Genomic DNA, 20541 nt, shown 5'->3' with positions numbered 1-20541 from the left:
CCTAAGGGCCAGGTCTAAGAGGGTAGTTTGAAATGCAGCTTTATATTTTTAAGTTATTGGCCTCTTTATTAATTGCCCTATGTGTCATCGCTTCCTATGTCGTCATTTCATGGGGAGTTGGGGATATGTATGGGTATAAGGTTCGTTATGCGCTAGATGACTGGCAAACTCAAGAGGAGTTACCGTTATTAGGTCAGGTTAATAGTGCGCTTGCTAATGTTGATGAGGCGTTGTCTTGGGAGGGCAGTAATCCTGAATATATTGAGCTCAAGGGGCGGCTTTTATACTACAGAGCGTTAGTGAATGGTTTAGATAAAGATAGCTTGTCAGACCTTAGAGAGGCGAAAAAATTGCATCTAAGGGCTATCGAGCTAAGACCCAATTGGCCGTATAGCTGGGCTAACTTGGTGTTAATGAAATCATACTTGAAAGAGTTTGATGATGATTACGATAAGGCTTTATCTCGTGCTGTTCGTTATGGGCCATGGGAGCAGTCTGTTCATCTGACATTATCACATGCGGCAGCTCTATCTTGGGTGTCGCTGTCATTAGAGCAAAAGCATGTTTTTGCGAAGAATGTTGAGCGTGCTCTTGTTCGTAATTCTAATAATATCCGAGCAACACTCGATGCTTATAAAAAACGTGCCGCTATTTGTGCTTACTTGAAACGGGATGCTTTACAGGCGACGCTGTGTTCAGCTGCGTAACTCTTACTGTTTAATGGTGGTAGTGAAAGTGTATAGTTTACTATTATTTCTTTATTAACGCTTTGTGTTTGCTGTAGGTGCTTTGTGGATATCCTTGAGCCTTTCTTAAAAGTTTTTCTACTTGTTTTTCTGGCCGAATTTGGCGATAAAAGTCAGTTGGTCTGCATGACTCTTTCCGCACGATATGCTTTGATGCCAGTATTGATAGGAAGTGCTTTGGCATTCTCGTTATTGAACTTAGTTGCTGTATTGTTTGGGGCTTCTATTGCCGAATACCTTCCTGCGCATATTGTTTTTTTGATTGTGGGAATCCTCTTTTTGTTTTTTGGTGTCCAGTCTCTAAGAGCGCAGGATGAAGAGGATGCTACTGCGCCTAATCTAGGGAGGGGAGTGGTAGTATCAGTATTTTTACTGATTTTCTTTGCGGAGCTAGGTGATAAAACTCAACTTGCGGTCGCAGCTATGGCGGCAGTTGAGAGTGTTTGGGTAGTTTGGATGGCGGGAACGTCAGCGCTGCTTATGACTTCGTTGCTGGGTATCTGGTTTGGGCGGCTGCTGATGCAAAAAATATCGCTTAAGTTGATTCACCGTGGGGCCGGTACTCTTTTTATTGTTTTTTCATTTCTCTCTTTCCAGCAGTTGTATGTTGTGTTGGTTTAGGGATTATTACTTCATTGGGAATTTATGATTATTGGTTTTTTGATACTGCTGAGCTGTCAGTTAGTCGGTGAGGTAGTGGTCACTTTTTTTGAGGTGCCGATTCCTGGTTCTGTCGTAGGTATGTTGCTTTTATTAATCGGGCTGATTGTTGTTGGGAAAGTGCCCGAGGGGTTGCGGCTTTCCAGCGAAGGCCTTCTTTCTGTTTTGCCACTGCTTTTGGTTCCAGCCGGTGTTGGTTTGATGACTCATTTTGGTGTGTTGTCCGAATATTGGGGGCAGCTTTTGATTGCGTTGTTTGTGAGTACGCTGATCACTATGTTTGTCGTTGCTGGCTTATTAAAACTCCTTTCAAAAGAAAAGCTTGAAGAGGGAGAGAGGTGAGAATGTGGCAGCACTTTCAGACATTTCCTGTTCTTTGGTTGGTGGTTACCCTTGTAGTCTTTCTTTTGGCTTCCTGGATTAACGCAAAAGCAGGCAAAACGCCTTTTTTGCATCCTGTTTTAGTTTCTTTGTCGCTTATTATTGTGGTGCTAAAGGTTACAGAGACCGAATATGTTACTTATATGGAAGGAGGGAAATATATCCATCTGCTGCTTGGGCCAGCGGTCGTAGCATTGGCTGTTCCACTTTATGATAATTTAGCGACCGTAAAAAGATTGTTATTGCCGCTTTTGGTTGGATGTGTCTCTGGGGCTGTTATTGCATCAGCATCGGCGATAGCTATTGGGGCTTGGTTTGGACTGAGTGATCAGATACTTTTAACGCTTGCTCCTAAATCGGTGACTTCTCCAATCGCTATTGCGATTGCGGAAAAGGTAGGAGGGTATCCATCTTTAGCCGCAGGTTTAGTCCTTATTACCGGGGCGATGGGTTGTCTAATAGCTCCATTGATTTATAAAGTGCTGAGGATTAAAGACGAATCTGTAAAAGGGTTTGTTTTGGGCGTAGGTGCTCATGCGATGGGAACCGCTTATGCCTTTGAATACGGCATGGTTGCAGGAGCTTTTGGTGGTTTGGCAATGGGGATGACCGGAGCTTTTACTGCATTTATGTTACCTCTGTTGATTCCAATAATTGGTCTCTAGTAGCGCCTTTAAACGAGTCTTGTTCACTTAGCTAGCAAGATATTTCAGTCTTCCATAATTGAATGCTGCATTTGCTAAATGAGGCATTCGGCGGTAAAGTTCGCGCTGGTTGAAACCTAGACAAAATGGCATGTGACATGACCCCGTTAGAAAGATATAAGCTTGACCTTCAGCGTGATGATTTCTCCTATGATCCAGCACAGGAGATGGCAGTCGAAAACCTTCAGCGTCTTTATGATGATTTAGTTGCTGTGAAAGAAACGCCTAAAGTTGGTTTGATGGGGCGTTTAAAAAGTAAGCTGAAGAAGCCTGAGGTTCAAGAACCAGTAAAAGGCTTGTACTTTTGGGGCGGCGTGGGGCGTGGTAAGACGTATTTGATGGATACCTTTTATGACAGCCTGCCTTTTGAACAGAAGATGCGTACTCATTTCCACAGGTTTATGCAGCGTGTTCATAAAGAACTTAAGGAATTGGATGGTACGGCAAACCCTCTAGTCGAAATTGGTAAGAAGTATGCAAGTGAAACTCGAATTATCTGTTTTGACGAGTTTTTTGTTACCGATATTACTGATGCGATGATATTGAGTAGTCTCCTTCAGGAGCTGTTTAATAATGGCGTAGCGCTAGTGGCAACATCAAATATAGTTCCAGACGGTTTGTATAAAGATGGTTTGCAACGAGCGCGTTTCCTGCCTGCCATTGATATGCTTAATCGTTACACGAATGTAGTTAATGTCGATGGTGGAGTTGATTACCGTTTACGTGTTTTGGAGCAGGCTGAGCTCTATCACTATCCACTAGATGATAAGGCTGATCAAAGCTTGAATCGCAGTTTTGAAAATCTTGCTCCTGATCTTGAAGAGGTTGTAGAAGGTGAGGTTCTGGAAGTTAACGGTCGAGATATGAAAACCCGTCGTTGCTGTGAAGATGTTGTATGGTTTGATTTTACTGATATTTGTGAAGGCCCGCGTTCTCAAAATGATTATATTGAACTCGCTAAAATTTTTCATGCGGTGATGGTGGGTAATGTGCCGCAGTTAGGTCGAGCGAATGATGACTCTGCACGCCGCTTTATCAATATGGTTGATGAGTTCTATGATAGTGGGGTTAAGTTGATTATAAGCGCAGATAAGCCTATCCATGAGATCTACTCTGAAGGACGTTTGGAGTTTGAGATAGAAAGAACGCAAAGTCGGCTTTTAGAAATGCAGTCTCACGAATATTTAGCGAGAGAGCATAGAGCGTGATTCAATAGATAGTTATTTTGCTAAAGAAAGGCGCGTTAAGCGTCTTTTTTGTTTTTGAGTGTGTAGCTGGTAAATAATGGTCTTTAGAACCTCCTATTAGTGATTAATTGTTACTGTGTGCTTGCGAGTGTGTTGGTAGGTATATATAATGCGCGCTCCCAAGTTTTAGGGTTGCTAGAATTTGGGCGAAAATCGAGTTGTCAGGATTGTTTTTGACAACAAATAATTATAAGTCAGGTCGGTTATTTGTATTTTGGGTAACGAGATCTGAGTCAAGTTGAAAGGCTATACAGATGAAAACATTCGTCGCTAAGCCAGCCGAAGTAAAACGCGACTGGTACGTTGTTGACGCAGAAGGTAAAACTCTGGGTCGTCTGGCTACTGAAATTGCACGTCGTCTACGTGGCAAGCATAAGCCAGTTTACACTCCGCATGTTGATACTGGTGACTACATTGTAGTTATCAACGCTGAAAAAGTAGGCGTTACAGGTAACAAGCGTCAAGATAAAACTTACTACCACCACACTGGTTTCCCAGGTGGCTTGAAAGAAGCTTCTTTCGAAAAGATGGTAGAAACTTTCCCTACGCGCACTATTGAGCTTGCTGTTAAAGGCATGCTTCCAAAAGGCCCATTGGGTCGCGCTATGTACACGAAGCTGAAAGTATATGCTGGTGCAGAACATCCGCATCAGGCTCAGCAGCCTAAAGAATTGAACGTCTAAGGGGAAGGAAGATTATGTCTACTACACAGTATTACGGTACAGGTCGTCGTAAAACGTCTGCTGCACGTGTTTTCCTACGTCCAGGTACAGGTGTTATCACTATTAATAACCGCACAATCGAAGATTACTTCGGTCGTGAAACTGCTCGCATGATCGTGCGTCAGCCACTTGAACTAACTGGCAACACTGAGTCTTTTGACGTTGTTGTTACAGTTAAAGGCGGCGGTGGCTTCGGTCAGGCAGGCGCTATCCGTCACGGTATTACACGTGCGCTGATGGTTTTTGATGAGACTCTACGTCCAGCACTACGCGAAGCCGGTTACGTTACTCGTGACGCTCGTATGGTTGAACGTAAGAAAGTTGGTCTACGTAAAGCACGTAAGAAGCCACAGTTCTCCAAACGTTAATTCGTTTTCTCTTCGAGAATACGGATTCAGAAAAACGCTTATCTCATTTTTTGGGATGGGCGTTTTTTTTGCACTGCACTAAATCAATACTTTGGCCTAAGATACCTCGAAAAACAGTAATTCACCTTGTAAAAAAGGGGTGTTTTCATTACTATTTGGCCATTTTAAAGATACATGTTTCCAATGTTTTATAATTCTTAGCGGCCAGGGTATTTCTGCACCTGCAAAAATACAAAATAAGGTCGATTGAGGGGAGATAGTCTTAATGAGCAATGATGGCGTGAATAAGGGTCGGCGCCGTCTCCTAATCGGTGCTACATCCGCAGTTGGTGCGGTTGGTGCTGTAGGAGCAGCTGTCCCATTCGTAGCTTCCTGGACACCGAGTGCTAAGGCAAGAACTGCCGGCGCACCTGTCAAGGTGGATATTAGTAAATTAGAACCAGGTCAGCAGACAGTTGTTAGCTGGCGTGGTAAGCCTGTATGGGTTCTTCGCCGTAGCAAAGAAACTTTGGCTGATCTAGCTAAATTAGATAATTTACAAGATCCTAATTCTGAAAACTTGGCTCAGCAGCCTGAATATATTCCACAGACGCCAGCGCGTTCTATCCGTGATGAATTTACTGTCTTGGTTGGAATTTGTACGCATCTAGGTTGTTCACCTACTCATCGTCCAGAATTGGCTCCTGCCGATCTTGGTCCTGATTGGGTTGGTGGATATTACTGCCCATGCCATGGTTCTCGTTTTGACCTGTCTGGTCGTGTAATGAACGGCTCCCCGGCGCCAAGTAACTTGGTGATCCCACCGCATCACTATGCTAGTGATAACGTGATCATCGTTGGTGTAGATCAGGAGACTGCATAATGGCTGGTTCTCGAAATAAAGGAAACCCAGGTATCATGGGTTGGATTGATGATCGTTTCCCGGCTACGGCAATGTGGGAAGATCACCTATCTAAATATTACGCACCAAAGAACTTTAACTTCTGGTACTTCTTTGGTTCATTAGCATTGTTGGTTCTTGTAAACCAGCTGCTAACAGGTATTTGGTTGACTATGTCTTACAATCCTTCTGCTGAAGGCGCGTTTGCATCAATTGAGTACATCATGCGTGACGTCGAATATGGTTGGTTGCTGCGTTATATGCATTCAACGGGCGCGTCTGCATTCTTCGTAGTTGTTTATCTGCACATGCTTCGTGGCATGATGTATGGATCTTACCGCAAGCCACGTGAGTTGGTTTGGTTGTTCGGTATGACAATTTACTTAGCGCTTATGGCTGAGGCTTTCATGGGTTACCTATTACCATGGGGGCAGATGTCATACTGGGGTGCTCAGGTAATTGTATCTCTGTTCCAGGCTGTGCCATTTATTGGTCCTGAGCTTGCAGAGTGGATCCGTGGTGATTACCTAATCTCTGGTATTACGCTTAACCGTTTCTTCTCTTTGCATGTTGTTGCATTGCCAATCGTGCTTCTAGCATTGGTTGTACTGCATATCATTGCTCTGCATGAAGTGGGTTCTAACAACCCAGATGGTATTGAAATTAAAGAAAACAAAGATGAGAACGGCGTACCTGTAGACGGTATTCCATTCCACCCATACTACTCTGTTAAAGATATTGTAGGTGTGGTTGTGTTCTTGTTTGTTTTCTGTGCAGTTATCTTCTTCTTCCCAGAAGGTGGTGGCTACCTAATTGAAGCGCCAAACTTTGAGCCAGCTAACCCGCTGAAGACGCCTAATCATATTGCTCCTGTTTGGTATTTTACGCCATTCTACGCAATGTTGCGTGCGATTCCGCCAATGTTTGGGTCTCAGTTCCCTGGTGTTGTTGTAATGGGTGGTGCGATTGCAATTCTATTCGTTCTACCATGGCTTGACCGTAGCCCGGTTAAATCTATTCGTTACAAAGGTATGATCAGTAAGGTTATGTTAGTGATCTTCTGTGTAAGCTTTGTAATCTTGGGTTACCTTGGTGTTGTAGCTTCTAGCCCTGAACGTACAGTTGCAGCTCAGATTTGTACTGCGCTATATTTCTTGTACTTCTTTGCTATGCCGTTCTATACCAAAATGGAAAGCACTAAACCAGTTCCAGAAAGGGTTACAGGCTGATGAAAAAGTTATTAATCACTTTAGTTATGGCAGTGCTGCCTCTTACGGCCAATGCTGCTGGTGGTTCTGGTCACCTGGACCACATGGACGTTGATTTGAAGAATCAACCTTCCCTACAACGTGGTATGCAAACATTTGTGAACTACTGCTTAGGTTGTCACTCAGCTGAATATCAGCGTTATGAGCGTGCAGCTATTGATTTAGGTATGAATCCGGAGCTAGTTGCTGAAAATCTGATCTTTAGTGATCAGAAAGTCGGCGAACAGATGACGATCGCTATGTCTAAAGCAGATGCGGGTAAATGGTTTGGTAACCCTCCACCAGATTTGACGCTAGAAGCGCGTCTGCGTGGTGGTGATTGGTTATATACTTACCTTCGTAGCTTTTATGCTGATGAGTCCCGCCCTTGGGGTGTGAACAACGCAGTATTTAAAGATGTTGGTATGCCTAACGTTCTTGGTTCACTGCAAGGTGTAGTAACTGCAAGCTGTTCTTGGGATGAGATGCACGCTAACGGTATGCGTGGCAAAGGTATCGACCCACTTACAAATACACCTTTAAACAACTGTGCTAACGTTGCTAAAGGTTCAGGTGAGTTATCACCTGCTGAATTCGATAAGGTTGTTTATGATCTTGTAAACTTTATGGTTTACATGGGTGAACCATCTAAGTTGGATTCTCAACGTATTGGTACATATGTATTGATCTTCCTTTTCTTGTTCTTCTTCCTGGCTTACGCTTTGAAGAAAGAGTTCTGGAGAGATATACACTAATAGCAGTGTGATATAATTACACTGTTTCATGCGCGGCCTCACTATGGGGCCGCGTGTCTGTTTCTGAAAAGGGGAATAGTTAATGGGTGTCGTGGCAAAACGTTCTTCCATGTCGTTCTACTCAAATGGTGAAGATCAGTATAGCCATCGCGTACGTATCGTATTGGCTGAGAAAGGTGTCGCTGTAGAGATTCATGATTGCGATGAGAATGATCTACCTGAAGATCTAACCTCTGTGAATCCATATAACAGCTTGCCAACTTTGTTGGACCGCGATTTGGTTTTGTATGAGCCAAACGTGATGATGGAATATCTTGATGAGCGTTTCCCTCATCCACCGCTGTTGCCTGTTTATCCGGTAGCGCGCGCTGAAAGTCGTCTTTATATGTATCGTATTCAGCGTGACTGGTGTGATCTTGCGGATCAGATCTTTGAAGCTTCAATGGCTGATGATGAAGATAAGGCTGAAGAAATTCGTAAAAATTTGCGCGATAGCTTAGTCACTATTTCGCCTATTTTTGATGATAAGCCGTTCTTTATGAGCGAAGAATTTACTTTGGTTGATTGCTGTTTGGCACCGCTACTATGGCGTCTGCAGCTATTGGGTATTGAGCTGCCTGAAGATCAATGTAAGCCGCTAGTGAAGTATATGGAGCGTTTGTTCGAACGCGAATCCTTCCAAGTAAGCTTGTCAGAAGCTGAGCGCGAAATGCGCGATTAAGCTTTGCGGAACTGTTGTAAAAAAGGGATGATGTTTCATCCCTTTTTTTATGTCTAATTGAAAGAGAAGTGAGTACTTAAAATGAAGCCTAGTCGTCCTTATATTGTTAAAGCTTTGTATGACTGGTTGTTGGACAGTGATTTGACGCCGCATCTGCTAGTTGATGCTAACGCGGCAGATGTGACTGTCCCGCTACAGTTTGTAGAGGAGGGTCAGATTGTTATGAATATAAACCCATCTGCGGTACGAAATTTTTTTATGGATGATCAGGCCATCTCGTTTAATGCGCGATTTTCGGGCCAGCCTATGGATGTGTATATTCCGATGAAAGCATTGTTGGCTATTTACGCACGTGAGAACGGTCAGGGAATGGGGTTCGGTGGCGAGCCCGGTATAGAGGCTTATTTAGAAGAGCAGATGAGTGAGGTTGAGGTTTCAGTTGATACTGAGGCGGACGTTAAGGATGATAAGCCGAAAAGACCAAGTTTAAAGGTTGTTAAGTAGGTACGCTGAATAAGAGAGTCAGTGAAAATCGTACTTATTTGATTGGCTTGCTGTTCCTGTCAAATAAGTACGTAGTTGAAATCTATCAGCGGTTAACGTATTCAAATACTTTAACAATTTTCTCTACGCCGGGTATCCCGCGTACGATGTTTATCGCAATATCTGATTCTTGAGGGCTGACGAGTCCCATTAGGTATACTGTACTACTGTCGGTAACAACTTTGATGCGTGAGCCTTCTACCGCTTCATTGGTTAGCAATTCAGCCTTAACTTTTGTTGTTAGCCAGGTGTCATTTGTTCTCGCAAGAGTAGATGAAATTCCAGAAATTTTAATTTCGTTGTGGATTTTCTTTACCTTTCTTACTTGTGAAACGATCTGTTCCGCTTCTTGGCGTGCCATCTCGTTTGGAGCTTGTCCTGTGAGTAATACGATGCCATTGAAACTGGTTACGCTTATGTTTGAGGCTTCCATGTTTTCGGAACCTTTATTCAGGTTTACCATGGAGAGCGTTTCTACCACTTCGTCATCAATGTAAGAGCCGTAAGTGCGATTGCCTGGGTCTTCTTGAATCGGTTGTTCATGTCCTGCGCTTATTAAGTCTGAGCAACCTGAAATAGCAAGTGATAAACCTAAGCTTGTTATGAGTAGTAGTGTTTTGCTGTTAATCATTACTCGTCGCTTCCAAATAGTTGATAATCGATTAAATCACATAGTGCGTGTAATACTAATAACTGTGCGTGGTGAACAAGTGCGCTATCTTCGCTAGGCACGCAAATCTCAACCTCTTCAGGGCTTAGCAGGGCGGTGATATCTCCACCGTCTCCGCCGTTTAATACAATAACGGTCATCTCTCTATCATGTGCTGCTTGAATCGCTTGGACTAAATTGCTCGAGCGGCCATGAGGTGTCAGTAGTAACAGGATGTCACCGGGCTGTCCTAACGCATGGATCTGTTTGGCGTGTGCATCCATAAAGCTGGTATCTTCACAGATCGCACTAAGTGTTGATCCGTCAGAGTTAAGGTTTATGGCGGGTAGGCCAGGTCGTTCATGCCTAAAACGATTCATCAGCAGTGATGTAAAGTGTTGTCCTAGGGGTGATGAAGCTCCATTAGCGCAGCAGAGAATCTTGCTTTCATTGACAAGGCAATGGAGTAGAAGTTCACCAGCATGGGCGATTAATGGGGTGTATTGTTCAATGGTAATCGCGTTGATTTCCATTGAGTTGTGAAACAGGCTGACAATGCGGTCTTCGAGTTCCATGCTGTCCTTAAACTATGCCTTAAATTCTAAATGCATCTTTATACCACAGAGGGCTTGAAGGTGCTGCATCATATTCGAATGCGATGACATCAAAACGGCAATTTTTATTTGCATGGCGAGGATTTTGGCTTAAATAAAATTGAGCGGTCTTGATTATCTTGGATTGTTTGCTTGCTGTGACTGAGGCTGCTGCTCCACCGAACATCTTGCTGTTGCGATAGCGTACCTCAATAAAGGTTAAGGTATCCCGATCTTGCATGATTAGATCAATTTCGCCGAAGCGACTGCTAAAATTTCGTTCTAGAAGCTTTAGTCGGTGTTTGATTAGGTATTTTTCAGCCAATTTTTCGGCGTCCTTGCCGATTTTGTTACTGTCCATGTGTGCGCTACTCGACGATTGAGGGGGAGCCTTCTTTAAATTCTGCCCAAATTAATTCTCGTTTGATAATACCATTGTTATCAATGCTTATTTTTCCTGTTTCTCCTGCAATCTCCGCACCCGGTAGGGAGCTTAATTGCTGCAAATAAGGGTAAATACGGTAAGCATCTAAGCCGAGTGCATAGAGTCGGCCAAAGCGGGTATTTGTATCTGTGCGTTGTTGAGAGATTAGAACCTTGCTTTGTGACGCTGGTTTAAGGCTCCAAGGGGTGCCAATGAATTTGATTTTGTTCAAATCTTGATCTTGAATGGCGTCGCTGGTACCGCTGTAGATGTGTGATGTTGCATAGATCGGAAGGTCGCCTGCAAAGTTAAACGCAAGTATAGGTGTTAGCTGTCTTGCATCATTAGGTAGTGCAGTAAGAATGATGGCATCAATATCTTGGCGGCGATGTTCTTCAAATTCAATTCTACGCGTATTTACTACTTGGCGAAGGGCTTTGTATCTATCGGTGCTTTCTTTGGTGCCAAGAAATGAAGCGATATCGTCTGAGTATTCGCTTACTTCACCAAAGGCGTGTCTGCTGACTACTTGGCCTCCTAGTTGCGTGAAATATTCGCTGAAGGCGCTTTCTACTTTGTTGCCCCATTTGCTGTTAGGTGTCAGTACGGCTGCCTTCCTCACTCCATCATTCCACGCTCTAATGGCTATCTGTCGTGCTTCATCGTTGGTGGATAACCCGAATTGGTATAAGCCTTCCTTAGCTGATTCTTCTGAGTAATTTAGGGTTAGGATAGGTGTCTTAATATGTGTGTCTGACGTGAGTGTCGTGACATATTCTTTTGATAAAGGGCCTATCACTAATCCAACTTGCTGCTCTTCTAATATGGAGGCAAGCTGAATAGGTGTGTTGATTTTTTCGGAGTTAAGGAAAAGTAATTCTGGGGAGGGTTTGCTAAGCTGTTGTTCGCGAAAATGCGCCATTAAAATGCCCTCTTTGATTGCGGCGGCTGCTTTAGCTAGCTTTCCTTCAAGAGGTAGTAAAATAGCAATTTTATCTGCATTAAACGTAACGGTACTCAAATTGCTAAGAGCGGTTGGGGGAAGTGTTCGTGCGGGGTGTGCTTCCCAGAGTGCTGACCAGTTGTTGATCGCTTGGTATTGAGTATCTAATTGTGTGCTGCTCGAGAGTTCGCTAATAAGTTCGAGCCAGCCTTGTTCGTAGTAACTATTGTTTCCATTTCTTAATAAGGTTGAGAGTGTCGTGGAATCGAGTTGTATCAGTCGATCCCATATTCCGTCGTGAACCTGTTGTTTGGCTTCGTTGGTATCTAGCAAGAGGCTTAGTTTGATCAGTGCTTTGATTTCACTGTGTATCTCATTCTGCTGATTAAATGCCTGAGCTTGAAGTTGTAAAATTTCTATCTCTTGGGACGCCAGTAAATCTGTTTTATTTACCGTCTCAAAGGTGGATAGGTGTTGCAGCGCTTGATCAGGGTTTTGCTGTTCAATTGCAGCTTCAGCTTTTAGTTTTGCTATATCAAATCGAATGGAGGGAGAAAGCAGGCTGATATCTATATCATTCAGTACTTTGTATGCTCTATCCTTCTCACCTAAAGATAGGAGGATCTGTGCTGCTTCTGCTCGAAGTGTTGCAGATTTTATCGGTTTTGATTTTTCCGCTTTAGTTAAAAGGGTTGTTACCTTGATTTGGTTCTGCTCAGCGGAGCTAATAACAGGTTTTGACGGTGATTGAACGCCGCAACCGGAAATAATAGTGCTTAGTAGGATGGCAGAAAGAGACAGGCGCCACTGAAATTTCATATACTTCACAACCCAAGTTTGAGGATGGTATCTGTAATGTTAGAACCGGCACTTTATGTTGTTGCTACACCGATTGGAAATTTGCAGGATATGACACCACGCGCAGTTGATGTATTGCAGCGTGTTGAACTGATTGCTGCAGAGGACACTCGTCATAGTGCCCGTTTGATGGCGCATTGTGGTATTGATACCCGCCTTGTTTCCGTACATGAGCATAACGAACGCCAGCGAATTGAGACAATTGTACACCAGTTGCAATCTGGTGCCAGTGTTGCGCTGATTTCTGATGCAGGAACGCCACTGATTTCGGATCCTGGTTATGTTGTTGTGAAGGGCGTTAGAGAAGCCGGCTATAAAGTCGTTCCTGTGCCCGGGTGTGTGGCGTTTGTGGCAGCATTATCTGCGGCGGGTTTGCCTACGGATCGTTTTGCATTTGAAGGGTTTCTTCCGCATAAGTCTAGCGGACGTAAACAGCAGCTAAAAGGCTTGGTGGATGAGTCGCGGACATTGATTTTTTATGAGTCTCCGCATCGTATTTTGGCATCCCTAAAGGATATGCAGTCTATTTTTGGTGGGGATCGAGTTGTTGCGGTTGCACGTGAATTAACAAAGACTTATGAAACAATCCATGTGGACAAGTTGGATGCGCTTCTTGAATGGATGGCGGCCGACAATAACCAGCAGCGCGGCGAGTTTGTTGTTCTGGTTCATGGGGTTGAAAGTAAAGGTGACGTTGCTTTAGATGCTAAGGCCCTGGAGGTACTAGATATACTATTGGCTGAATTGCCGGCTAGCCAAGCGGCTTCTTTAGCGGCGAAAATTACAGGCTTAAAGAAAAAGGTACTTTATCAGGCAGCTTTAGAGCGGTAATGCTCGCTCATGCGGATTCTCTCTGTTAGAATCCGCCGCGAGGAGTTTGCCAGGCAGTCGCTGTCCTTGTAAAAGGATGGAGGAAAGTCCGGGCTCCAAAGGGTAGAGTGCCAGATAACGTCTGGGCGGCGCGAGTCGACGGAAAGTGCAGCAGAAAATACACCGCCTAAGTATGCTTCGGCATAACGGTAAGGTTGAAATGGTGCGGTAAGAGCGCACCGCGTGGGTGGCAACATTCCACGGCATGGTAAACCCCACTCGGAGCAAGACCAAATAGGGTTCCTACAGGCGTGACCCGCGCTGGAACCGGGTAGGTTGCTTGAGGTGCGTAGCAATGCGTATCCCAGATGAATGATTGTCCACGACAGAACCCGGCTTATCGGCAAACTCCTCAAGTTTTTTCTCTATTTTTTCAAATAGTTACGCGCTTCTTTGCGAGCATTGAGAACATGGTACATAGACTGGTACAGAGTCGCCATCCTTTTGTTGTCCTTCGCAGGGTTCCTACTATTTTCGTTAGTAATAATAGATGGCTGTGCTGATTGCGCTCCGGTCTGAGTGTTACTTGAATTTGTATTGTGCTCTAGGTTTTTGCCGCGATACGCATCTTAGATGAGCGATGGTTCAGGATTAGCTAAAAAGCCTGCAAAGTTATTCTTTTCATCTTGAGTGTCGCTTATTTGCGACCCTTTTGCCTTTAGTTCTGTTTCAAAATCTCTAATTACTTGTTTTTTAAGTGTCTTTTTCTTTTGGCTTTCTAGGCCGAATTTTTTATATCAATTTCTCTAATAAACTCGCCTATCAAACATCTGTTTCATCGTGATTCAACCTTGCTTTAGTTAGGGTTCCTTTCTATAGTGTGCTCTAGTGGGATAAAGTGGGTAAAAGTGGGTATTTCTGTCATTTTGGTGGATTGAAAGAGCAAAAAATGTATAGAGGCGTTAATCAAATCAATCTAGATGCTAAGGGGCGCATGGCGATCCCAGCTCGTTATCGTGAGAAAATCACGACGAGTTGTGATGGGCAGCTCGTAGCAACGATTGATACTGAAGAGCGTTGTTTATTGCTTTACCCCCTGCACGAATGGGAAGAGATTCAGGAAAAAATAGAGGCTTTGCCTAGTTTTAACCCTGCTGCTCGCCGAATTCAGCGTCTTTTGATTGGCCATGCGACTGATATTGATGTGGATGGTAGTGGTCGATTGTTATTGCCAGCCCCTCTTCGTGAATATGCGGAGTTAGATAAAAAGATTGTGCTACTCGGTCAAGGGCAAAAGTTTGAGGTCTGGAGTGAATCTAGGTGGTTAGCCACTCGTGAAGAATATCTTCAAGATGTGGAAGGTGGCATGGCAATGCCCGAAGAGTTACAAAACCTTTCGCTATAGCTATATAAGCGTCTTCATTTAAGTAATAGAGATAAGTAAATGAGCCAGGAATTTAAACATATTACGGTTTTGCTGCAAGAAGCTGTCGAGGCGTTAGTGCAGGATAAATCTGGCTTTTACGTCGATGGAACGTTTGGGCGTGGGGGGCATTCGTCCCTAGTTTTGGAGCAGTTGGCGGGTGATGGTGTTTTGTTGGGTATCGATAAAGATCCTCAGGCGATTGCTCATGCAAAAGAGCGTTTTGATGGAGAATCTCGATTTTCAATCGCTCACGGCAGTTTTGCTGAGTTGCAGTCATTTGTGACTGAGCGTGGAATGAGTGGTCAGGTTGATGGGGTTTTACTGGATTTAGGCGTTTCATCCCCTCAGTTGGATGACGCGTCCCGTGGTTTTAGTTTTATGAATGATGGTCCTTTGGATATGCGTATGGATACGTCATCAGGGGAAAGCGCGGCGGAATGGATTGCGCGTGCTGAAGAATCTGAAATTGCTGATGTGATTTATACCTATGGCGAAGAGAAGTTTTCACGCCGTATGGCTAAAGCGATTGTTGCTAAGCGTGAAGAGGAGGCGATTACTACAACTTCCCAGCTCTCTAAAATCGTTGCGGAAGCTAACCCGGCTTGGGAAAAAGGGAAGAACCCTGCTACCCGTGCATTTCAAGGTATACGTATTCACATCAATCGTGAATTAGAAGATTTAGAAAGTTGCCTAGATCAAGCGCTTGAAATGTTAAAGGTGGGCGGTCGTCTTGTGGTTATTAGTTTTCACTCACTAGAAGATCGTATCGTTAAACGTTTTATTCGTAAGCATGTTAAGGGTGACGAACATCTGCCTCGCGGTATCCCTTTTACCAACGATATGTTGGAAATTCGTTTTAAGAATGTAGGTAAAGCCGTTAAAGCGAGCAGTTCTGAAACTGAAGATAATGTAAGAGCTCGTAGTGCTGTGATGCGAGTGGCTGAGAAAGTGGCATAAATGCAGTTTGCTTTCTTACAGCGTTTCCTGAAAAAGGAAGAGCAAGAAAACGATGCGGAGAACAAGGAGCAAAGTACTAAGTTCTATAGCCCAGAAGAGTTGCTTGGTCCGTTTTTGATCGTGTTTGTTTTGGTTGTTTTGCTGTTGGTCTCTTGTTTGGCTGTTGTGATGAGTGCTTTTGAATACCGTACGCTTTTTCATCAGCATCAGCAGTTGGTACAGCAAAGGGACGAGTTGCAGGTTGAGTGGGGGCAATTGCTGTTGGAGCAAAGTGCTTGGGCTGCAAATAATCGAGTGGAGCAGCAAGCGGAGAAAAGATTAAAGATGATTGTTCCCGAAGTAAATCAAATAGAGGTTATACGCAATGAGCGATAATACCGAAGCAACAGTTGGAAGAGGATGGCGCCTATGGTTGGTGCTTGTTCTTTTGCTTCTGATTGCAGTGGGTATTACCGCGCGAATGTTGACTCTTTATGTTGATGATCAGGAGTTTCTACAGACACAGGGTGACAAGCGAACCTTGCGAACAGTTCAGGTGCCAGCGCATCGTGGGATTATCACTGATCGAAATGGCGAGCCTTTAGCGGTTAGTGCTCCGGTGGCGACAATCTGGGCTGATCCTAAAATGACGGATTTGCAGCACGACGGTTTAGCTAAATTAGCGGTTCTGCTGAAGACGAATAAGAAAAAACTGAAAGCAAAGCTATCGGCTAGCAGAACAAAACGTTTTATCTATTTACAACGACAGGGTACCCCAGAGCTGGCGGAAAAGATTAGATCTTTGCGAATTCCAGGTATTCATGTCGATAGAGAATATAAACGCTACTATCCTGCGGCGGAAGTGACTACTCACTTAGTGGGTTTTACAAACTTAGATGGTAAAGGGCAGGAAGGGTTAGAGCTGGCGTATGAGGATTGGCTGAAGGCTGATTCCGGTAAACAGCTGGTTATGAAAGATCGCCTTGGGCGAACGATTAAACATATAAGGGAAGTAAAGTCTGCTCAGCACGGTAATGATATTGAATTAAGTATTGATCTGCGCCTGCAATATTTGGCTTATCGTGAATTGAAGGCGGCCGTAAAAGCGCATAAAGCAGATGGCGGTTCATTGGTGATGTTAGATGTAAAAACTGGAGAGGTTTTAGCAATGGCTAATCAGCCCTCTTATAACCCTAACGATCCACGCCAAAGAGTTTCAACAGCGCTTCGAAATAGGGCATTAACAGATACGTTTGAGCCCGGGTCGACGGTAAAGCCGATGACTGTTGCAGCGGCCTTGATGAGTGGGAAATATACGCCGGAAACCATGGTGAATACGTCACCTGGTTATATGAGGGTAAAAAGAAAAACCATACGAGATCATCGTAACTATGGAGAGATTGATGTCTCAACCATTATTACTAAATCAAGTAACGTAGGTGTTACAAAGCTTTCGTTCAGCTTACCTGAAGGCTCGGTACGTAATCTGTATCACAATGTAGGGTTAGGGCAAGCAACTGGGATTGGTTTCCCGGGAGAAAGTACGGGTTATCTTCCCTATTTAAATGAAAGACAGAAGGTCGAAAGAGCGACATTGTCTTATGGGTACGGCCTTTCTGTGACGCCGCTGCAGCTAGCTCAATCCTATTTGGCGTTAGCAAATGATGGCGTGATGAGTCCTGTTAATTTGATTCGTCAGGAGGAGCCAAGTAAGCCTGTACGTGTTATGCCAGCGCAAGTTGCAAAAGATGTGCGTGTCATGATGGAAACGGTCATCAGTAGTAAAGGTACGGGTAGAAGAGCAGCAGTGCCCGGCTATCGTGTAGCAGGTAAAACCGGGACTGTGCATAAAGTGGGTCGTGGTGGATATATCGATGACCAATATGTATCAACCTTTGCGGGTATCGCTCCGGTGAGTAATCCAAGGTTAGTAACCGTGGTCATGATCGATAACCCTAAAGGTCAAGAATACTATGGAGGGGAGGTCGCAGCGCCGGTCTTCTCTCGTGCTGTTGGTGGTGCGTTGCGATTATTAAATGTACCGCCAGATAATTTGCCTGAAGTAGAAAAACAAGTGGCTAAGAGATAAAGATGCTGAAATTTAAAAAGACACTAGCAGAGATCGTTCCGGAGTGGGTAGATACTACCTACGCCGATCTTACTGTGTCTGGTATTTCTCAGGATAGCCGCGAAGTTAAACCCGGTATGTTGTTCATTGCACGTTCTGGGTTGCAGTATAAAGGTATCGATTTTGTTGCAGCTGCAGCGACTGCTGGTGCTGTTGCTATTCTCTTAGATAGTCATGAAATGGTTGATTGTCCTGATGTGGATGTGCTGGTGATTGCTGTGCCAGGTTTGGTTGAGCACATAGGGGTAATCGCTTCTCGTTTTTATGATAATCCAAGTCAGGATTTAACAGTCATTGGTATTACCGGAACAAACGGCAAAACATCATGCGCACATTTTACTGCGCAAGCAATGAATATGTTAGATCTGAAAACCGCCATTATTGGAACGGTAGGTAACGGGTTTCCAGGAGAACTCAAAGAATCTTCACACACTACACCCGATGCAATCGGTTTGCAGAAATTGTTTGCTGAATTAAAGGCTGAGGGTGCCGCTGCAGTTGTGATGGAAGTCTCTAGTCACGCTTTGGAGCAGGGGCGTGTTTCAGCGGTTGATTTTGATTATGCCTTGTTAACGAACCTTAGCCGAGATCATCTTGATTATCATGATTCTATGGATGCTTACGGTGCAGCCAAGGCAAAACTGTTTTGTGGCTTTTCATTGAAAAAAGCAATTTTAAATACAGATGATGCCTTTGGTCGTCAGTTGATGGCTGATAATGCGGTTCAAGGTCAAAAGGTCTCTGTAGGTCGTACGCAAGGTGATTATCGTTTAGCTGCTTATCGATTAGCGTTGCATGGTATTGAGGCTGAACTGAAGATGGCAGAGGGTGGTTTTTCGTTTTGCAGTAAGCTGATCGGGGAATTCAATCTGGATAATTTGCTTCTTGTGATTGCTGTTCTTATAGAGCAAGGCTTCAGTCGTAGTGATGTGGTTAATGCATTGTCAAAATTAGAATCAGTTCCTGGTCGTATGCAAACGGTTGTAGTAGCGGATAAACCTCTTGTGATTATAGATTACGCACATACACCTGATGCCTTAGAAAAAGCACTACAGGCGGTACGTGCTCATACAGCGGGTACTCTTTGGTGTGTATTTGGCTGTGGCGGTGATCGAGATGTTGGTAAAAGAGAGCTAATGGGTGGGATAGCAGACAAATTTGCAGATCACCTTGTGGTGACCAGTGATAACCCTCGTAGTGAACAGCCTGAGCAAATTATTCATATGATTAAAGGTGGCATCAGTCAGCATACACCGGAAATAGAGTCTGATCGTGCTGAAGCTATCCGTTTGGCAATTCTTCAGGCGTCTCCTGAGGATGTTGTGTTAATTGCTGGTAAAGGGCATGAGGATTATCAGGAAATTAATGGGGTACGTCATCCATTCAGTGATTTAGTTGTTACCCGCAAAATTTTGGGGGTGGCGGCATGATTGGGCACTGGACTTTGCAGCAGCTTCAGGAGCTATTTGGCGGAGAAGTAACGTGCAATACCTCTTTTATTAATGTCAGCACAGATACACGAACTATTCGAGAGGGCGATCTATTTGTAGCGTTAATCGGTCCTAATTTTGATGGGCACAAGTTTATTGAGCAAGCGGTAGAAAAAGGTGCGGTGGCTGTCGTTGTTTCGCGAACTTTGGATATGGATGTTGCTCAATGGGTTGTCGAAGATACCCACAGAGCACTTGGACAGATAGCGCAGGCTAACCGTCAGAGATTTACCGGTCCCGTTTATGCGGTGACAGGGAGTAGTGGTAAAACCACTGTTAAAGAGATGCTGAATAGTATTTTGTCTCAAGGGGCTAAGGTATTAGCGACTAAAGGCAACTTCAATAATGATATAGGCGTACCTTTAACTCTCTTTTCTTTGAATGATGAGCATCAAGTGGCTGTAATTGAGCAAGGGGCGAGCGCGGGTGGTGAAATTGCTTACACCACCGCTATCTCAAATCCTGATGTTGCTATTTTGAATAACGCGATGGGTGCGCACTTAGAGGGCTTTGGTTCTTTGCAGGGCGTAGCGGAAGCTAAAGCTGAAATATTCTCACAGCTTCATCGTAGTAATGGCTATGCGATTATTAATGCTGATGATCAGTTTGCCGACTTTTGGCTGGAAAAAACAAAAGATAATAAACGTATCACTTTTTCAACTCAGTCATCATCGGCTGATCTATATGCTTCAGATATTAAAGCGGCAGAAAATGGCTGCTATTCGTTTTCAATGAATTATGGAAATGAATCTATTTGTGTACAGCTAGGAGTGATGGGGCAGCACAATGTAGCAAATGCGCTTGCCGCTGCTGCTGCAGTTAGTTCTCAAGGATTATCTTTAGAGGAGATAGCATCTGGACTTAAGGGCTTTGCCGCTGTACCAGGGCGTATGTTTCCGTCTAAGAGTAAGAACGGCGCTCTGGTTATCGATGATAGCTATAACGCAAACCCCGGATCAGTTAATGCTGCGATAGATCTGTTAGTGAGTTTGTCAGGTGAATCAATTTTGGTTTTAGGCGATATGGCTGAGTTGGGAGCAGATGCTGCCGAACAGCATAAAAGGGTAGGTTGTCGGGCGGCGCAGAAGGGGGTTGGAAGCCTTTGGGCAACTGGCGCGCTGTCCCGGCACTCTGTTTCGGCATTTAATGCCGATGCACAAGGTCGTGGTAGATATTTCAATACACAAGAAGACTTAACTGCCGCATTGAATGAGGCCGCTGTTCAGGGTGTTAACATCCTGATTAAAGGCTCTCGCAGTGCAGCTATGGAACAGGTTGTTAAAAGCCTGTCTGAAGGGGATTAAAGAGCA

Annotated in this window: 23 protein-coding genes and 1 other RNA gene; 20 read left to right on the top strand and 4 right to left on the bottom strand. The window is 44.2% G+C overall.

Annotated features, from left to right (window positions below):
* The first annotated feature begins 32 nt into the window (after window positions 1-32).
* From B4K11_RS03970 to B4K11_RS03915, 12 genes are all read left to right on the top strand, one after another.
* Entirely contained in the window at window positions 33-707 is a 675-nt protein-coding gene (locus B4K11_RS03970; protein WP_292950630.1) for a hypothetical protein, read from the top strand.
* Between the two features lie 84 nt (window positions 708-791).
* Entirely contained in the window at window positions 792-1367 is a 576-nt protein-coding gene (locus B4K11_RS03965; protein ID WP_292950628.1) for a TMEM165/GDT1 family protein, read from the top strand.
* Window positions 1368-1391: 24 nt separating this feature from the next.
* Window positions 1392-1748, top strand: coding sequence for a CidA/LrgA family protein (locus B4K11_RS03960; protein ID WP_292950626.1), 357 nt, complete (start codon window positions 1392-1394; stop codon window positions 1746-1748).
* Window positions 1749-1750: 2 nt separating this feature from the next.
* The gene (locus B4K11_RS03955; protein WP_292950624.1) at window positions 1751-2452 is read left to right on the top strand and encodes an LrgB family protein; all 702 of its coding nucleotides are present in this window, start codon (window positions 1751-1753) and stop codon (window positions 2450-2452) included.
* A gap of 137 nt (window positions 2453-2589) precedes the next feature.
* On the top strand, window positions 2590-3699 hold the full coding sequence (zapE, locus tag B4K11_RS03950) for a cell division protein ZapE (protein WP_292950622.1): 1110 nt from the start codon (window positions 2590-2592) through the stop codon (window positions 3697-3699).
* Window positions 3700-3992: 293 nt separating this feature from the next.
* Window positions 3993-4421: a 50S ribosomal protein L13 gene (gene rplM, locus B4K11_RS03945; RefSeq protein ID WP_292950620.1), complete on the top strand. Its 429-nt coding sequence runs from the start codon at window positions 3993-3995 to the stop codon at window positions 4419-4421.
* 14 nt (window positions 4422-4435) lie between these two features.
* A complete protein-coding gene (gene rpsI / locus B4K11_RS03940) occupies window positions 4436-4828 on the top strand; it encodes a 30S ribosomal protein S9 (protein WP_292950618.1) in 393 nt (130 codons plus the stop codon).
* A gap of 265 nt (window positions 4829-5093) precedes the next feature.
* Complete coding sequence (gene petA, locus B4K11_RS03935) at window positions 5094-5690, top strand: ubiquinol-cytochrome c reductase iron-sulfur subunit (RefSeq protein WP_292950616.1); 597 nt, start codon at window positions 5094-5096, stop codon at window positions 5688-5690.
* A complete protein-coding gene (locus B4K11_RS03930) occupies window positions 5690-6937 on the top strand; it encodes a cytochrome b (RefSeq protein ID WP_292950614.1) in 1248 nt (415 codons plus the stop codon). Before petA ends, B4K11_RS03930 begins: the two co-directional genes overlap by 1 nt.
* Entirely contained in the window at window positions 6937-7710 is a 774-nt protein-coding gene (locus tag B4K11_RS03925) for a cytochrome c1 (RefSeq protein WP_292950612.1), read from the top strand. The genes B4K11_RS03930 and B4K11_RS03925 overlap by 1 nt, the downstream gene beginning before the upstream one ends.
* A gap of 82 nt (window positions 7711-7792) precedes the next feature.
* Window positions 7793-8431 carry a glutathione S-transferase N-terminal domain-containing protein gene (locus B4K11_RS03920; RefSeq protein ID WP_292950610.1) on the top strand — a complete coding sequence of 213 codons (639 nt, stop codon included), beginning with the start codon at window positions 7793-7795 and terminating at the stop codon, window positions 8429-8431.
* Window positions 8432-8512: 81 nt separating this feature from the next.
* Window positions 8513-8935, top strand: a complete 423-nt coding sequence (locus tag B4K11_RS03915; RefSeq protein WP_292950608.1) for a ClpXP protease specificity-enhancing factor — start codon at window positions 8513-8515, stop codon at window positions 8933-8935.
* Between the two features lie 85 nt (window positions 8936-9020).
* Here the strand turns inward: B4K11_RS03915 and B4K11_RS03910 are convergent, their stop codons facing one another.
* The 4 genes from B4K11_RS03910 to B4K11_RS03895 are packed head-to-tail and all read right to left on the bottom strand — an operon-like array spanning window position 9021 to window position 12402.
* Complete coding sequence (locus B4K11_RS03910; RefSeq protein WP_292950606.1) at window positions 9021-9605, bottom strand: BON domain-containing protein; 585 nt, start codon at window positions 9603-9605, stop codon at window positions 9021-9023.
* Window positions 9605-10198, bottom strand: a complete 594-nt coding sequence (locus B4K11_RS03905; protein ID WP_292950604.1) for an SIS domain-containing protein — start codon at window positions 10196-10198, stop codon at window positions 9605-9607. Before B4K11_RS03905 ends, B4K11_RS03910 begins: the two co-directional genes overlap by 1 nt.
* A 19-nt stretch (window positions 10199-10217) precedes the next feature.
* Entirely contained in the window at window positions 10218-10577 is a 360-nt protein-coding gene (locus B4K11_RS03900) for a YraN family protein (RefSeq protein WP_292950602.1), read from the bottom strand.
* Window positions 10578-10584: 7 nt separating this feature from the next.
* Entirely contained in the window at window positions 10585-12402 is a 1818-nt protein-coding gene (locus tag B4K11_RS03895) for a penicillin-binding protein activator (RefSeq protein ID WP_292950600.1), read from the bottom strand.
* A gap of 36 nt (window positions 12403-12438) precedes the next feature.
* On the opposite strand from B4K11_RS03895, the gene rsmI reads away from it, so the two are divergent.
* The 8 genes from rsmI to B4K11_RS03855 all read left to right on the top strand — a co-directional run bounded on the left by rsmI (window position 12439) and on the right by B4K11_RS03855 (window position 20535).
* On the top strand, window positions 12439-13272 hold the full coding sequence (gene rsmI / locus B4K11_RS03890; protein ID WP_292959245.1) for a 16S rRNA (cytidine(1402)-2'-O)-methyltransferase: 834 nt from the start codon (window positions 12439-12441) through the stop codon (window positions 13270-13272).
* A gap of 41 nt (window positions 13273-13313) precedes the next feature.
* Window positions 13314-13667, top strand: an RNA gene (gene rnpB, locus B4K11_RS03885) — RNase P RNA component class A.
* Window positions 13668-14200: 533 nt separating this feature from the next.
* Entirely contained in the window at window positions 14201-14656 is a 456-nt protein-coding gene (gene mraZ, locus B4K11_RS03880; RefSeq protein WP_292952796.1) for a division/cell wall cluster transcriptional repressor MraZ, read from the top strand.
* Window positions 14657-14695: 39 nt separating this feature from the next.
* Entirely contained in the window at window positions 14696-15634 is a 939-nt protein-coding gene (gene rsmH / locus B4K11_RS03875) for a 16S rRNA (cytosine(1402)-N(4))-methyltransferase RsmH (RefSeq protein WP_292952793.1), read from the top strand.
* Window positions 15635-16009, top strand: coding sequence for a cell division protein FtsL (ftsL, locus tag B4K11_RS03870; RefSeq protein ID WP_292952790.1), 375 nt, complete (start codon window positions 15635-15637; stop codon window positions 16007-16009).
* The gene (locus B4K11_RS03865) at window positions 15999-17702 is read left to right on the top strand and encodes a peptidoglycan D,D-transpeptidase FtsI family protein (protein WP_292952787.1); all 1704 of its coding nucleotides are present in this window, start codon (window positions 15999-16001) and stop codon (window positions 17700-17702) included. The genes ftsL and B4K11_RS03865 overlap by 11 nt, the downstream gene beginning before the upstream one ends.
* Before the next feature lie 2 nt (window positions 17703-17704).
* Window positions 17705-19171, top strand: a complete 1467-nt coding sequence (locus B4K11_RS03860; protein WP_292952784.1) for a UDP-N-acetylmuramoyl-L-alanyl-D-glutamate--2,6-diaminopimelate ligase — start codon at window positions 17705-17707, stop codon at window positions 19169-19171.
* Window positions 19168-20535: a UDP-N-acetylmuramoyl-tripeptide--D-alanyl-D-alanine ligase gene (locus tag B4K11_RS03855; RefSeq protein WP_292952781.1), complete on the top strand. Its 1368-nt coding sequence runs from the start codon at window positions 19168-19170 to the stop codon at window positions 20533-20535. The genes B4K11_RS03860 and B4K11_RS03855 overlap by 4 nt, the downstream gene beginning before the upstream one ends.
* The last annotated feature ends 6 nt before the right edge of the window (window positions 20536-20541 follow it).

It is taken from the genome of Neptuniibacter sp. UBA6509 (genome assembly GCA_002435145.1).
Lineage (GTDB): Bacteria > Pseudomonadota > Gammaproteobacteria > Pseudomonadales > Balneatricaceae > Neptuniibacter.
This window is presented reverse-complemented; position numbering and strand designations above follow the sequence as displayed.

Coding starts and splice junctions, on each gene's coding strand:
- B4K11_RS03970 (WP_292950630.1), top strand. CDS start 33: ATGCAGCTTTATATTTTTAAGTTATTGGCCTCTTTATTAATTGCCCTA.
- B4K11_RS03960 (WP_292950626.1), top strand. CDS start 1,392: ATGATTATTGGTTTTTTGATACTGCTGAGCTGTCAGTTAGTCGGTGAG.
- B4K11_RS03955 (WP_292950624.1), top strand. CDS start 1,751: ATGTGGCAGCACTTTCAGACATTTCCTGTTCTTTGGTTGGTGGTTACC.
- zapE (WP_292950622.1), top strand. CDS start 2,590: ATGACCCCGTTAGAAAGATATAAGCTTGACCTTCAGCGTGATGATTTC.
- rplM (WP_292950620.1), top strand. CDS start 3,993: ATGAAAACATTCGTCGCTAAGCCAGCCGAAGTAAAACGCGACTGGTAC.
- rpsI (WP_292950618.1), top strand. CDS start 4,436: ATGTCTACTACACAGTATTACGGTACAGGTCGTCGTAAAACGTCTGCT.
- petA (WP_292950616.1), top strand. CDS start 5,094: ATGAGCAATGATGGCGTGAATAAGGGTCGGCGCCGTCTCCTAATCGGT.
- B4K11_RS03930 (WP_292950614.1), top strand. CDS start 5,690: ATGGCTGGTTCTCGAAATAAAGGAAACCCAGGTATCATGGGTTGGATT.
- B4K11_RS03925 (WP_292950612.1), top strand. CDS start 6,937: ATGAAAAAGTTATTAATCACTTTAGTTATGGCAGTGCTGCCTCTTACG.
- B4K11_RS03920 (WP_292950610.1), top strand. CDS start 7,793: ATGGGTGTCGTGGCAAAACGTTCTTCCATGTCGTTCTACTCAAATGGT.
- B4K11_RS03915 (WP_292950608.1), top strand. CDS start 8,513: ATGAAGCCTAGTCGTCCTTATATTGTTAAAGCTTTGTATGACTGGTTG.
- B4K11_RS03910 (WP_292950606.1), bottom strand. CDS start 9,605: ATGATTAACAGCAAAACACTACTACTCATAACAAGCTTAGGTTTATCA.
- B4K11_RS03905 (WP_292950604.1), bottom strand. CDS start 10,198: ATGGAACTCGAAGACCGCATTGTCAGCCTGTTTCACAACTCAATGGAA.
- B4K11_RS03900 (WP_292950602.1), bottom strand. CDS start 10,577: ATGGACAGTAACAAAATCGGCAAGGACGCCGAAAAATTGGCTGAAAAA.
- B4K11_RS03895 (WP_292950600.1), bottom strand. CDS start 12,402: ATGAAATTTCAGTGGCGCCTGTCTCTTTCTGCCATCCTACTAAGCACT.
- rsmI (WP_292959245.1), top strand. CDS start 12,439: ATGTTAGAACCGGCACTTTATGTTGTTGCTACACCGATTGGAAATTTG.
- mraZ (WP_292952796.1), top strand. CDS start 14,201: ATGTATAGAGGCGTTAATCAAATCAATCTAGATGCTAAGGGGCGCATG.
- rsmH (WP_292952793.1), top strand. CDS start 14,696: ATGAGCCAGGAATTTAAACATATTACGGTTTTGCTGCAAGAAGCTGTC.
- ftsL (WP_292952790.1), top strand. CDS start 15,635: ATGCAGTTTGCTTTCTTACAGCGTTTCCTGAAAAAGGAAGAGCAAGAA.
- B4K11_RS03865 (WP_292952787.1), top strand. CDS start 15,999: ATGAGCGATAATACCGAAGCAACAGTTGGAAGAGGATGGCGCCTATGG.
- B4K11_RS03860 (WP_292952784.1), top strand. CDS start 17,705: ATGCTGAAATTTAAAAAGACACTAGCAGAGATCGTTCCGGAGTGGGTA.
- B4K11_RS03855 (WP_292952781.1), top strand. CDS start 19,168: ATGATTGGGCACTGGACTTTGCAGCAGCTTCAGGAGCTATTTGGCGGA.